Below are 12,700 nucleotides of genomic sequence, written 5' to 3' on the forward strand. Positions count from 1 at the left end.
GCCCGGCACGGGCAGAAGGTCTAGCCTGGATCCATTGACGTGTGAAACCCACCACAGAACCAGAGAGGCACCAAGAGATCGTGAGCAACAACGTCTCACAGTTCGGACAGAACCAGTGGCTCGTAGACGAGATGTACGAGCGGTTCGCCAAGGACCCGTCCTCCGTGGACAAGTCCTGGCACGAGTTCTTCGACGCCAACCCGGAGGCCGCCTCCTCCTCCGGTGGTGACTCGACCAACGGCACCTCCCCCGGCAGCTCGGGCGGAAAATCCGGCAAGAGCAGTCGGCCCCGATCGGGAGGTGGGAGCAGTGGGGAATCGGTCACATCAGACAAGAAGCCGTCCGAGATCACCGTCGACGATTCCACCCCCGAGGCGTCCGCCAAGGACATCGCGGCGAAGCCCGCTGCCGACGCCTCGCCCAAGCGCAAGGCCCGCGGGGAGGGGGTGCCCGCCCCGGAGCACAAGTCGGAGACTCGGAAGAAGTCCGACACCGCGGCGACGAAGAAGCCGTCACGCCCCGAGTACGAGCCCCCCGCGGAGCAGGAGAGCAAGGTCATCCGGGGCGCGGCCAACGCGATCGTCAAGAACATGAACGCGTCGCTGTCCCTCCCCACCGCGACCTCGGTCCGCGCGGTCCCGGCGAAACTGATGGTCGACAACCGGGTGGTCATCAACAACCACCTCAAGCGCACCCACGGCGGGAAGATCTCGTTCACCCACCTCATCGGGTACGCCATGGTCCAGGCCGTCAAGGCCTACCCGAACCTGAACAACCACTACGAGGAGGTCGACGGCAAGCCGAACGTCGTCACCCCGAACGGGATCAACCTCGGTCTGGCGATCGACATGAAGACCAAGGCCGGCCGGTCCCTGGTCGTGGCCGCGATCCGCAACTGCGAGAAGCTCGACTTCCGCGGATTCCTGGACGCCTATGAGGACATCGTCGCCCGCGCCCGTGAGGGCAAGCTGACGATGGACGACTTCTCCGGCGTCACGATCTCGCTGACGAACCCCGGCGGTATCGGCACGGTGCACTCGGTCCCGCGCCTCACCGTGGGCCAGGGCGCCATTCTCGGCGTGGGCGCGATGGAGTACCCCGCCGAGTTCCAGGGCGCGAGTGACGAGCAGTTGGCCAACAACGCCATCGGCAAGATCACCACCCTCACCTCCACGTATGATCACCGGATCATCCAGGGCGCAGAATCCGGCGAGTTCCTGCGTGAGATCCACCGTCTGCTGATCGCGGACGAGTTCTACGACGAGATCTTCGACGTCCTCGGCATCCCCTACGAGCCGGTCCGGTGGCGTCAGGACATCACCGACCCGCGGGTGGACAAGGACGCACGCGTCCTCGAGCTGATCGCCGCCTACCGCGACCGCGGCCACCTCATGGCCGACATCGACCCGCTCGACGGGAAGCACGCCAAGCGGCGTCGCACGTTCCACCCGGACCTCGACGTCAACTCCCACGAGCTCACCCTGTGGGACCTCGACCGCAAGTTCTCCGTCGGCGGGTTCGTCGGCAAGGACAAGATGCGGTTGCGGGACGTACTGTCCGCGTTGCGTGCGGCCTACTGCCGCAAGATCGGTATCGAGTACACCCACATCCTCGAGAACGAGCAGCGCCAGTGGATCCAGGAGCGCCTCGAGGGGGTCGACGACAAGCCGACCGTCGCCGAGCAGAAGTACATCCTGTCCAAGGTGAACGCCGCGGAGGCCTTCGAGACGTTCCTGCAGACCAAGTATGTCGGCCAGAAGCGCTTCTCCCTCGAGGGCGCCGAGTCCGTCATCCCGATGATGGACGCGGTGATCGACGAGGCCGCCGAGTTCGGCCTCGACGAGGTCGTGATCGGCATGCCCCACCGCGGGCGGCTCAACGTGCTCGCCAACATCGTGGGCAAGCCCTATCGGCAGATCTTCACCGAGTTCGAGGGCAACATGGACCCCTCCGCCGCGCACGGGTCGGGTGACGTCAAGTACCACCTCGGGGCCGAGGGCATCCAGTACCAGATGTTCGGCGAGAACGAGATCAAGGTGTCGCTCACCGCCAACCCGTCGCACCTCGAGGCCGTCGATCCGGTCCTGGAGGGAATCGTCCGCGCCAAGCAGGACCTCATCGAGGATCCGGAATGGCGCTCCGAGTACCCGGTCGTGCCGCTCATGCTGCACGGTGACGCGGCATTCGCCGGACAGGGAGTTGTCGCGGAGACCCTGAACCTCTCCCAGATCGACGGTTACCGCACCGGCGGCACGATCCACATCGTCGTCAACAACCAGATCGGGTTCACCACGGCGCCCGAGGCCGGGCGCTCCAGCCAGTACTCCACGGACGTCGCCAAGATGATCGGCTCGCCGATCTTCCACGTGAACGGTGACGATCCCGAGGCATGCGTGCGGGTCGCCCGGCTGGCGATGGACTTCCGCCAGCAGTTCAAGAAGGACGTCGTGATCGACCTCGTCTGCTACCGCCGCCGCGGTCACAACGAGGCCGACGACCCGTCGATGACGCAACCGCGGATGTACGAGGTCATCGACGACAAGAAGAGCGTCCGCCAGTCCTACACCGAGGATCTGGTCGGTCGCGGCGACATCACCGAGAAGGAGGCGGAGAACGCTCTCCGCGACTTCCAGGGGCAGCTCGAGCGGGTCTTCAACGAGGTCCGCGAGCTCGAGAAGCACCCGGTGAAGGCATCCGAGTCGATCCTGCCCAACCAGCCGCTGCCCAAGCGGCTGGTGACGGCGGTGGACGAGTCGGTCATCCACGCCATCGGCGACGCCTTCGGCAACCTGCCCGCGGACTTCCACATCCACTCGCGGGTGAAGCCGGTCTACGAGGCGCGCCAGAAGATGGCCTACAACGGCAACATCGACTGGGCTTTCGCCGAACTACTGGCGATCGGTTCCCTCGTCCTGGAGGGCCGGACCGTGCGTCTCGCAGGTCAGGACTCGCAACGCGGAACCTTCACGCAACGCCACGCCGTGGTGGTCGACAAGACCACGTCGGAGCCCTACTCGCCCCTGCAGAACCTCGAGGACGCCGAGGGCCGCTTCGAGGTGTGGAACTCCGCACTCACCGAGTACGCGGGCGTCGGATTCGAGTACGGCTACTCGGTCGGGGACCCGGAGGCCCTCGTGCTGTGGGAGGCGCAGTTCGGTGACTTCGTCAACGGCGCGCAGACCATCATCGACGAGTACATCTCCTCCGGCGAGGCCAAGTGGGGTCAGAAGTCCTCCGTCACCCTTCTCCTGCCGCACGGGCACGAGGGGATGGGCCCGGACCACACGTCCGGCCGCATCGAGCGGTTCCTCCAGCTGTGTGCCGAGGGCTCGATGACCGTCGCACAGCCGTCGACCCCGGCGAACTACTTCCACCTCATGCGTCGTCATGCCACCGACGGCATCAAGCGGCCGCAGGTGGTCTTCACGCCGAAGTCGATGCTGCGGAACAAGAAGGCCGTCAGCGCGATCTCGGACTTCACCAACGGCAAGTTCCGTTCGGTTCTCGACGACCCGACGTTCGCCGACGGTTCGAAGGACCCGGGCAAGGTCAAGACCATGCTGCTGGTGTCCGGCAAGCTCTACTACGAGCTCGCCGCCCGCCAGGAGAAGGAGGGCCGCGACGACATCGCGATCGTCCGGGTCGAACAGATCCACCCGGTGCCGCACCGCCGCCTGCGCGAGGCGTTGGACCACTACCCGAACCTCACCGAGGTCCGGTGGGTACAGGAGGAGCCGGCGAACCAGGGAGCGTGGAGCTTCCTCGCCCTGGAGCTGCCCGAGCGCATCGAGGACTTCCCGCCCCTCAAGCGGGTCTCGCGTCGCCCGATGGCCGCGACCTCGACGGGTCTGAGCAAGGTCCACGCCGTCGAGCAGAAGGCGCTGGTGGACCAGGCGTTCGAGTGACCGCCGAATCGGAGGACCGCGGACCTCGAGTGACCGCGTAGGAGGAAGGGCCCGACCACCAGGTCGGGCCCTTCCTCGTGTTCCACCCCTCGCGGAGGTCAGTAACCGTGCTCGTCCAACCAGTAGTTCGCCAACGCGACGGGGGTCGCGGAACCGAATTCGACCCCCAGCAGGAGCTCGCGGACATCCTCGGTGGTCAGCTCCCCGCTGATGCGGTTCACCAGGGCGAGCTGATCCTCCGAGAGCGAGCCCTTGCGGAACACGGGCACGAGGTGCTGGGCGAGGACGGCAGCTTCGTCGTCGTCCAACGCGACGATGTCCTCCGGATGGAGGACGGGGTCGGCCGACTGGACCAGACCCACCCCGATCTCCCCCTCCCGCAGGGCGTCGAACACCGCGCGGGGGTTGGGCCCCAGCGCCACGCGACGGCCGAAACCGCAGTCGTAGGTGGTACCGACGGATGTGGCGAGCTCCCGATCCGCGAGCGCCTCCTCGCGTGCGCCGAGGGTGAACTCACCGCACCTCCCGGCCAGGTCGGACATCGTCCGCAGGCCTCGCGATTCCGAGGTGTGCCGGGTGACCGCGTACACGGGGGCGTCCTCGGCGGGCGCAGGATCCGCCGCGGTCACGCCCTCCGGGAGGGCGGCCATCATGGCGGTGTACACCTCATCGGCCTCGACCTCGGTGGAGTTCTCGTCGAAGGTCCGGAGCAACTCACCGGTGAACCCGATCGTGAACGTCGCCTCCCCGGTCACCACGGACTCCACGACCTCGTCCTGGGTCCCGGCCTGCGGGCGGGCGGTCACCCGCGACCCCGACCGCACCAGGGCGTTGCCGTAGATATGACCGACGATCTCGACCTCGCCGAAGGATGCGGTCTCGACGACCACCACCGGATCGTCCCGGTGCGCGGGAACGATCGACGACTGCGCCTGGCAGCCGGACAGTGCCATCGCGCCAACCCCCGCGAGCACCATCGCGCACCGCCCCGCCCGATCCCCCGTCCGCAGCATCCGACCACGCCCTTCCTCACCCCGGCCGCGCCGGTCGGCGCGGATCACCTCGAGGGACAGTCTCCCAGCCACGACCGCCGGTCGTCACTCCGAGGGCCCGCACGGCGGATATTGTCAGGCGAGACGGGGAAAGGGGGACCGGGTGCCCGCGATCCCACCACGACGGCCGTCGACAACCCGAGCAGATGCCACGCCACGAGGCCCGGCCGGGTCGGCGCACCACGCGACCGTGGACTGCGTTGTCTACATCGACGGTGTCGGTGAACGCGGCCGGGTCCCGCACCGGGAGGCGATCCGCCGCGTGCGCGACAGCGGTCGAGGCTTCGTCTGGATCAGCCTCGACGCCCCGGGGCACGACCAGATGGAAGCGCTGTCCCGGGACCTGGGGCTGCACGAGCTCATCACCGAGGACGCGACCAGTGGCCGGCAGCGTCCCAAGTTGGAGGCCTACGACGACGCTCTCGTGCTCAACATGTCGACCGTGCGGTACCTGGCCCACGAGACGGTCACGCAGGTCAGCGACATCGTGTCCACCGGCGAGCTGATGGTGGTCCTGGGCCGGGACTTCGTGGTGACCGTCCGTCACGGGGACCAGATCACCCCCACGGACCTCGTCGGCGCGCCCGGGTACTCGCCGGAACGGTTCGCGATCGGGCCGGCGGCGGTGATGCACGCCGTGGCGGACCGTGTCGTCGACAGCTACATCGAGGCCGCCGAGGGGATGGCCGCGGACATCGACGAACTCGAGTCGGCGCTCTTCACGCCGCGCACCCGGGTGGACATCGAACAGATCTACGTCCTCAAGCGGGAGCTACTCGAACTCAAACACGTCATCGGGCCGTTGACCACGCCCCTGCGACGCCTGTCGGTCGATCATCTCGACCTCGTCCCTGCCGAGGCCCGCCACTACTTCCGCGACGTCCAGGACCACCACGCACAGGCGGCAGCGGTGGTCGCGACCCTGGACGAGCAGAGCACCTCGCTCGTCAGCGCGGCGGCGGCGATAGTCGGGGTCCAACAGAACACCGACATGCGCAAGATCTCCGCCTGGGTCGCCATCGCGGCCGTACCGACGATGATCGCGGGCGTCTACGGCATGAACTTCCGCCACATGCCGGAACTCGAGGCGCGATACGGGTACTTCGTGGTGCTGGGGATCATGGTGGCGATGTGCGCCGGGCTCCTCCTGCTGTTTCGCCGGAACCGCTGGTTGTGATCAGCGGTTCAGCCCGGGGTTGACCGCCGAGCGCCCGGGATCGGTGACATCGATGCCGGCCTCCGCCCACGCCTCCTCCAGTTCCGCCGCGCCCTTCATCCGTACCCACGCCGCCTCCGTGTGGGTGACCGGAACGGCCCGGAACACGGTGACCGGCGCGGCGTCACCGGGCAACGGCACGTCCGGGATCTCCGGAGCCCGCAGGACGACCCCCGTGAACGACGCGCCCGGCCAGAGCGGCTCTCCCAGGTCGATCAGTGCTCCCTCCGACAGGACGAGGCCCTCCACCGCGGGTGCGGCCGCGAGCACCGCCAGCGCGCGGACCAGACCGTCCACCCCGCCACGCAGGATCAGACTCAGCTCCGCCCGCGGCGCGGTGGGGTCGGGAACGAGGGCCGAGGGGTCCCCCATCGGTTCGGCTGAGCATCCCAGCGAGACATACCGCACCACGCCGGACTCGATGTCCACGAACCGCAGGATCCTGATCGGTGACGCGCCGAGGAATGTCACCGACGCCTCCTGGGGCTCCGGGCCGTGGTGCTCGATCAGATGCGCCCGCACCACGGAGAGCACGTCCGAGGAGCTCGTCGGACCGCCGGGCAGCACTACTTCAGCCCGAGGCGGGCGAGCTCGTCGCGCACCCGTTCCGCGTTGGCGGGCTCGCACAGGACGTCGTACCGTCCCGCGACGAGCTGCGAGGTGGACGCGAAGTCACGCTTGCCGCGGGTGGCCGCGTAGGACAGCGAGGCCGAGACGACCCCGAACACCGACCCGCCCACCAGGCCCGTCAGGACGACTCCCCACATGGGCTGCGTGAAGATGCCGAGCAACAGGCCGATGAACAGCCCGAGCCAGGCGCCGGTGGCCAGGCCACCGAGCAGGACCTTGGGCCATGTGAGCCGGCCGGTCACCCGCTCGACCTGCATCAGGTCCACTCCCACGATCGTGACCTCGTGGACGGGGAACTCCTCGTCCGCGAGATGATCGACCGCGGCCTGGGCCTGCGCGTAGGTGGGGTACGACCCGACCACCCAACCGGTCGGCGGCGTGGGCAGGCCCGGCGTCTGTCCACCCCGGGTCCTACCACCTGCCGGATTCACGGGAGAGCTCATGATGTCCGTCCTTTCGGGTCCGTTCCTGCACCGGCCTGATCCGTCACGGTCATCCCGCCCGCACGACCCCGCGCGGACACGACCAGCGCCATCTTACGACTGGCCTCGTCGAGCATCTCGTCGCCGAACATCACCGCACCGCGAGCACCTCCCTCGACGGACGTCGACCGCGCGTAGGCGGCGAGGATGGCCTCGGCCTGGTCGAACTCCTCCTGGCGGGGGCTGAACACCTCGTTGCCCGCGTCGACCTGGGCCGGGTGCAACACCCACTTGCCGTCGAAGCCGAGTGCTGCGGTGCGGGCGGCCGCCCGGCGGAACCCCTCCACGTCCCGCACCTTGAGGAAGGGCCCGTCGATCGCCTGGAGGCCGTGGGCGCGGGCGGCGACGAGGATGGTCATGAGTACGTGGTGGTAGGCGTCACCCGGGGCGTAACCCTCCGGTTGCTCCCCGACCGTGAGGGTGCGCATCCCGACGGAGGCCATGAAATCGGCCGGGCCGAACACCAGCGTCAGGACACGCGGACTGGCCGTCGCGATCTGATCGATGTTGGTCAGCCCCAGGGCGTCCTCGATCTGGGGTTCGATGCCGATGTGCCCGACCGGTAGGCCCGCCGCCTTCTCGACCTGGGTCAGCACCAGGTCGAGGGCCATGACCTCCGCCGCGGAGCGCGCCTTCGGCAGCAACAGTGCGTCGACGCGGGCACCCGCGCGACCGACTATCTCGGTGACGTCCCGCACCGTGTACTCGGTGTCCCACGCGTTGACGCGCACCACCACCGTGGGTGCGGCGAAGTCCCCGCCGTTCAGGGCGGCCACCACGTTCTGGCGGGCCTCCTCCTTGGCGGGACCCGCCACCGCGTCCTCGAGATCCAGGAAGACCTCGTCCACCGGCAGTCCCCTGGCCTTGTCGATCATCTTGACACTGCTGCCGGGCACGGCCAGTACCGTGCGCCGGGGACGGGCACGGAGTTCGGCGAGCGCCGTGGCGGCGTCCTCCGATGGCGCGGGTGTCGCGTGGGGGGCTGCGGTCATCGTGAGTGGCACTCCCTTACGTCCGGTATGGCGGGCGGGCGCCGCCCGTGGGTGACTAGCCTGGTCGACATGGCGAACCTCAACAAGGCCTTCGTCGCCAGGCTAGCCGGACTACCGGTGATCGGCCCTGACGGGGACGACATCGGACGGATCCGGGACGTCGTGGTGACGATGCTATCTCGGCACAAGCCCCCCCGGGTGATCGGACTCGTGGTCGAACTACCCACGCGTCGCAGGATCTTCGTGCCGATGCTCAGGGTCGCCTCGATCGACCCCCGGTCCGTCTCCCTGGTCTCGGGCACCATCAATCTGCACCGGTTCCAGTCCCGACCCGGGGAGAACCTGGTGCTCGGGGCGTTGGTGGACTCCGTGATCGGAGTCGAGCGGGACCAGGTCGGTTCGGAGAAGTCGGGCGCCGACCAGAAGGACATTCGTTACCAGGTGGTCGACGTGGAGATCGAGCGTCAGCGCTCGAGGGACTGGCTCGTCTCCCGACTCGCCGTACGCGCACGACGCGGGCGCGCCTCGCTCGGCCGCCGCGGCGAGGTGTCGATCCATCCGTGGAGCCGGATCCGGGGACTCGACGACGACGCGATCGGCACCCCGGAACACAGTGCCGAGAGCCTGGTCGAGCACTATGCCGACATGCGCCCGGCCGACGTCGCGAACGCCCTGCGGGAACTGCCGGAGGTCCGTCGGCTGGAGGTCGCCCGGACACTGGACGACGAGCGATTGGCCGACATCCTGCAGGAACTGCCCCACGACGAGCAGACCGAGATCGTCACCCGGCTCGAGCTGGAGCGCGCGGCGGACGTGCTCGAGGCGATGGACCCCGACGACGTGGCCGATCTGCTCGGCGAGTTGCCGGAGCAGGACGCCGAGTCATTCTTGGAACGCATGAACCCCGAGGACTCGGCTCCCGTCCGGCGTCTGCTCACGTTCGACGCGGACACCGCGGGCGGGCTCATGACCCCCGAGCCGATCATCCTGTCTCCGCAGACGACGGTGGCCGAGGCCCTCGCCCACTGCCGCAACCCCGACCTCAGCCCGGCCCTGGCCAGCCTCGTCTTCGTCGTGAGGCCCCCCACCGCGACACCGACGGGCAAGTACCTCGGATGCGTCCACATCCAGGCGCTGTTGCGGGAGCTGCCGTCGATGATGGTGGCCGAGACCGTCGACACCAGCCTGTCCACGCTGCGCCCGTCCGACTCGACGGACGCCGTGACCAGGTTCTTCGCCACCTACAATCTCGTGTGCGGGCCGGTGGTCGACGACGAGGGACACCTGCTCGGCGCGGTGGCGGTCGACGATCTGCTGGACCATGTGCTCCCGGACGACTGGCGGGACATGGACCTGCACGACGACAGGGAGGCGACCCGATGAGCGAGCCCACCGTGCGGTCCTCGCTCTCGATGCCGGTGACCTCGCGCAGACCGAGGATCAGCTTCGACGCAGACGCGGTCGGCCGCTACAGCGAGTCCGTCGCGCGGTTCTTCGGGACCGGCACATATCTGCTGATCCAGACGATCATCGTGATCGTCTGGATCATCATCAACGTCGCGGTGGTCGCCCTGCGCTTCGACCCGTATCCCTTCATCCTGCTCAACCTCGCGTTCTCGACGCAGGCCGCCTACGCCGCTCCGCTGATCCTGCTCGCACAGAACCGGCAGGAGGACCGCGACAAGGAGTCCGTCAGGGAGGATCGCCTCCGCGCCACGCAGACCAAGGCGGACACCGAGTTCCTCGCCCGGGAACTCGCCTCGGTCCGGCTCTCCGTCGGTGAGACGGTCACCCGCGACTACCTCCGGCGGGAGCTCGACGACCTCCGTGATTCCGTCGAGCGGATCGAGACCCTCCTCTCCGGCCTCGAACCCGGGACGTGTAACGCCGATCACAACAAAACCGATTCAGACGTCAAGGGCCGGGGGTAGCCTCGGCCGGGACGGAACGTCGTGGGGCGCAGCACGTTCGCTGGGCCGACCGGGAAGTCGTAGGGGGAAGTCTTGCGCCGTTTTGCGCACAACGCCGATCGCCGGGTTCTGACCAGTGCCGCCGTTACCGCCAGCGCGATCGCTGTGCTGTCGGCCGTGGGACTGAACATGGACGCCAGTCGCCCCGCGCCGCCGGACATCACTCCGCTGGCCGAGTACGCGCCCAGCACGCCGACGGTGACCGAGGCTCCCGCCACCTCCCGCACCACAGAGCCGTCCCCGGAGGAGGAACCGGCCGCACCGGAGGACCCCGGCGCCGCCCACATCGAGCCGGCGACCATCCCGGACGGGCCGCTGGGCATCCCCGGCATCGCCCTCGACGCCTATCACCGCGCCGCGGACCGCCTCAATGCGGAGAAGCCCGCCTGCGAGATGGACTGGACTCTCCTGGCCGGTATCGGCCAGGTCGAGTCCAACCAGGGACGTGGTCGGTTCGACGTCCACGGCAACACCATCGGCCGCATCCTGGGCCCCCGCCTCGATGGGAGCCTTCCGGGAACCGCCGTCATCACCGACACGGACGGGGGCCGGTTCGACGGCGATGCGGAGTTCGACCGCGCGGTGGGCCCCGTGCAGTTCATCCCCTCGACCTGGGCCGGTCTCGGTCGCGACGCCAACGACGACGGGGTGGCCGATCCGAACAACATCTACGACGGCGCGCTGTCGGCGGCGTCCCTGCTGTGTGGGCAGGGGGGATCGATGGCCGATCCCGCCGCCCGCACCCGGGCGGTCCTAGCCTACAACAACTCGCTGGCCTATGTCGCCAACGTGAACGCCTGGGCCCACGGGTATGCGGTCAACGCCGTCCCGCTGCGGTCGGACCTGCCGGAGATCCACCAGCCCGAACCCACCATCGAACCCCCGGAGCCGCCCGAGCGATGCCCCGATGGGTGGGAGGGCGAGCCCACCGAGGCACCCGAGCCCGTTGCTCCGGGTGAGCCCGAGGCCCCGGTGCCCGGTTGCACGGAGGTCGAGCCCCCGACGACTCCGGCCCCGCCCGCGCCCAGCGCCTCTCCTTCGCCGTCGGCGACGCCGACTCCGACGCCGTCGCCCGAACGCCCGGCGCCTCCGGCGGTGGCGCCCCCGGCTCCGGCGCTACCGGGTTTGCCCGTGATCGAGTTGCCCTGCATACCTCCGTTCTGCGTACCGTCGCCGCCTGCCTGAATCGTCACCCGGTGCCGTGACGCCTAGACTCGGGGCATCATGAGTGCACCCAGCGAAGAACTGATCCGGGCCGCCCTGGCGAAGGTCGACGACCCGGAGATCCGGAAGCCGCTCACGGAGCTCGGCATGGTCAAGGGTGTCGAGGTGGACCCCGCCACGGGCCGGGTCGACATCGGCATCTATCTGACCGTCGCCACCTGTCCGATGCGGGACACCATCACCGACCGCGTCCGCACGGCGGTGGCCGACGTCCCGGGCGTCGGCGAGATCGCTGTCGAGCTCGACGTGATGAGCGACGAGCAGCGCACCGAACTGCGCAAGCACCTGCGCGGGGATGCCGCGGAGCCCGTCATCCCGTTCGCCCAGCCCGGCAACCTGACCCGCGTCTACGCGGTCGCCTCGGGCAAGGGAGGGGTCGGCAAGTCCACTGCGACGGTCAACCTCGCCACGGCCCTCGCCTCGCGGGGGCTCTCCGTGGGTGTACTGGACGCCGACATCTACGGCCACTCGATCCCTCGGATGCTGGGGACCGACGCGCGACCGACCCAGGTGGAGCAGATGATCCTGCCGCCCGTCGCGCACGACGTGAAGGTCATCTCGATCGCACAGTTCACGAAGGGCAACACCCCGGTTGTGTGGCGCGGGCCCATGCTCCACCGGGCGTTGCAGCAGTTCCTCGCGGACGTCTACTGGGGTGATCTCGACGTCCTGCTGATGGACCTGCCCCCCGGCACGGGCGATGTGGCGATCTCGATCGCGCAGCTCATCCCCTCCGCGGAGATCCTCGTGGTCACCACGCCCCAGCAGGCTGCCGCAGAGGTGGCCGAGCGGGCCGGATCGATCGCGCTGCAGACCCGTCAGCGCATCGCGGGTGTCATCGAGAACATGTCATGGCTCGAGCTGCCCGACGGCACCAGGATGGATGTCTTCGGCACCGGCGGCGGTGCCGAGGTGGCGGCCAATCTGTCCCGCTCGGTCGGTGCACCCGTCACGTTGCTCGGTCAGGTCCCCCTGGAGCAGGCCGTGCGCGAGCACGGGGACGAGGGCACGCCCATCGTCCTCGCCGAGCCGGATTCGCCGTCCGGGCGCGCATACCGCGAGATCGCGGACGGTCTGGCCGTGCGCCCCCGGGGCCTGGCGGGGATGAACCTCGGGATCGACACCACCCGGCACCTCTGACGGACGGCGACGGCCGGGGGCTCAGCCCCCGGCCGTTCGTGCCGTCTGTCCGCCGCGGGTCGGGCCGGACGCGCGCCGGACCGGTCGTG

At 69.0% G+C, this 12,700-nt stretch carries 10 protein-coding genes; 6 read left to right on the forward strand and 4 right to left on the reverse strand.

Translation table 11 applies throughout. The features are described 5' to 3' along the window. Positions 1–80: 80 nt before the first annotated feature. Positions 81–3,905 carry a multifunctional oxoglutarate decarboxylase/oxoglutarate dehydrogenase thiamine pyrophosphate-binding subunit/dihydrolipoyllysine-residue succinyltransferase subunit gene (locus G6023_RS06015; protein ID WP_172812176.1) on the forward strand — a complete coding sequence of 1,275 codons (3,825 nt, stop codon included), beginning with the start codon at positions 81–83 and terminating at the stop codon, positions 3,903–3,905. 98 nt (positions 3,906–4,003) lie between these two features. On the opposite strand, the gene G6023_RS06020 is transcribed toward G6023_RS06015, so the two are convergent. After that, positions 4,004–4,858 (reverse strand): glycine betaine ABC transporter substrate-binding protein, encoded by an 855-nt coding sequence (locus G6023_RS06020; protein ID WP_241727714.1) that lies wholly within the window; start codon positions 4,856–4,858, stop codon positions 4,004–4,006. 202 nt (positions 4,859–5,060) lie between these two features. Between G6023_RS06020 and G6023_RS06025 the strand changes: the two genes are divergently transcribed. Beyond that, positions 5,061–6,134 carry a magnesium and cobalt transport protein CorA gene (locus tag G6023_RS06025; protein WP_372501989.1) on the forward strand — a complete coding sequence of 358 codons (1,074 nt, stop codon included), beginning with the start codon at positions 5,061–5,063 and terminating at the stop codon, positions 6,132–6,134. On the opposite strand, the gene G6023_RS06030 is transcribed toward G6023_RS06025, so the two are convergent. The 3 genes from G6023_RS06030 to G6023_RS06040 are packed head-to-tail and all read right to left on the reverse strand — an operon-like array spanning position 6,135 to position 8,277. Next, complete coding sequence (locus tag G6023_RS06030) at positions 6,135–6,707, reverse strand: suppressor of fused domain protein (RefSeq protein WP_069389885.1); 573 nt, start codon at positions 6,705–6,707, stop codon at positions 6,135–6,137. It abuts the gene before it with no gap. 32 nt (positions 6,708–6,739) lie between these two features. Next, entirely contained in the window at positions 6,740–7,246 is a 507-nt protein-coding gene (locus G6023_RS06035; RefSeq protein ID WP_167457806.1) for a YflT domain-containing protein, read from the reverse strand. Next, entirely contained in the window at positions 7,243–8,277 is a 1,035-nt protein-coding gene (locus tag G6023_RS06040) for an HpcH/HpaI aldolase/citrate lyase family protein (protein ID WP_182634466.1), read from the reverse strand. Before G6023_RS06040 ends, G6023_RS06035 begins: the two co-directional genes overlap by 4 nt. A 69-nt stretch (positions 8,278–8,346) precedes the next feature. Between G6023_RS06040 and G6023_RS06045 the strand changes: the two genes are divergently transcribed. The 4 genes from G6023_RS06045 to G6023_RS06060 all read left to right on the forward strand — a co-directional run bounded on the left by G6023_RS06045 (position 8,347) and on the right by G6023_RS06060 (position 12,611). After that, entirely contained in the window at positions 8,347–9,660 is a 1,314-nt protein-coding gene (locus tag G6023_RS06045) for a magnesium transporter MgtE N-terminal domain-containing protein (RefSeq protein WP_182634468.1), read from the forward strand. After that, a complete protein-coding gene (locus tag G6023_RS06050; protein ID WP_067718401.1) occupies positions 9,657–10,208 on the forward strand; it encodes a DUF1003 domain-containing protein in 552 nt (183 codons plus the stop codon). Before G6023_RS06045 ends, G6023_RS06050 begins: the two co-directional genes overlap by 4 nt. 168 nt (positions 10,209–10,376) lie before the next feature. Continuing rightward, on the forward strand, positions 10,377–11,432 hold the full coding sequence (locus G6023_RS06055) for a lytic transglycosylase domain-containing protein (RefSeq protein ID WP_241727715.1): 1,056 nt from the start codon (positions 10,377–10,379) through the stop codon (positions 11,430–11,432). A 39-nt stretch (positions 11,433–11,471) separates the two neighbouring features. Next, positions 11,472–12,611 (forward strand): Mrp/NBP35 family ATP-binding protein, encoded by a 1,140-nt coding sequence (locus G6023_RS06060; protein ID WP_067718407.1) that lies wholly within the window; start codon positions 11,472–11,474, stop codon positions 12,609–12,611. Positions 12,612–12,700 lie beyond the last annotated feature (89 nt).

Origin of the sequence: Dietzia sp. DQ11-71, assembly GCF_014144995.1 — a bacterium.
Classification (GTDB): Bacteria; Actinomycetota; Actinomycetes; order Mycobacteriales; family Mycobacteriaceae; genus Dietzia; species Dietzia kunjamensis.

Coding starts and splice junctions, on each gene's coding strand:
- G6023_RS06020 (WP_241727714.1), bottom strand. CDS start 4,858: ATGGCACTGTCCGGCTGCCAGGCGCAGTCGTCGATCGTTCCCGCGCAC.
- G6023_RS06035 (WP_167457806.1), bottom strand. CDS start 7,246: ATGAGCTCTCCCGTGAATCCGGCAGGTGGTAGGACCCGGGGTGGACAG.
- G6023_RS06040 (WP_182634466.1), bottom strand. CDS start 8,277: ATGACCGCAGCCCCCCACGCGACACCCGCGCCATCGGAGGACGCCGCC.
- G6023_RS06045 (WP_182634468.1), top strand. CDS start 8,347: ATGGCGAACCTCAACAAGGCCTTCGTCGCCAGGCTAGCCGGACTACCG.
- G6023_RS06050 (WP_067718401.1), top strand. CDS start 9,657: ATGAGCGAGCCCACCGTGCGGTCCTCGCTCTCGATGCCGGTGACCTCG.
- G6023_RS06055 (WP_241727715.1), top strand. CDS start 10,377: ATGGACGCCAGTCGCCCCGCGCCGCCGGACATCACTCCGCTGGCCGAG.
- G6023_RS06060 (WP_067718407.1), top strand. CDS start 11,472: ATGAGTGCACCCAGCGAAGAACTGATCCGGGCCGCCCTGGCGAAGGTC.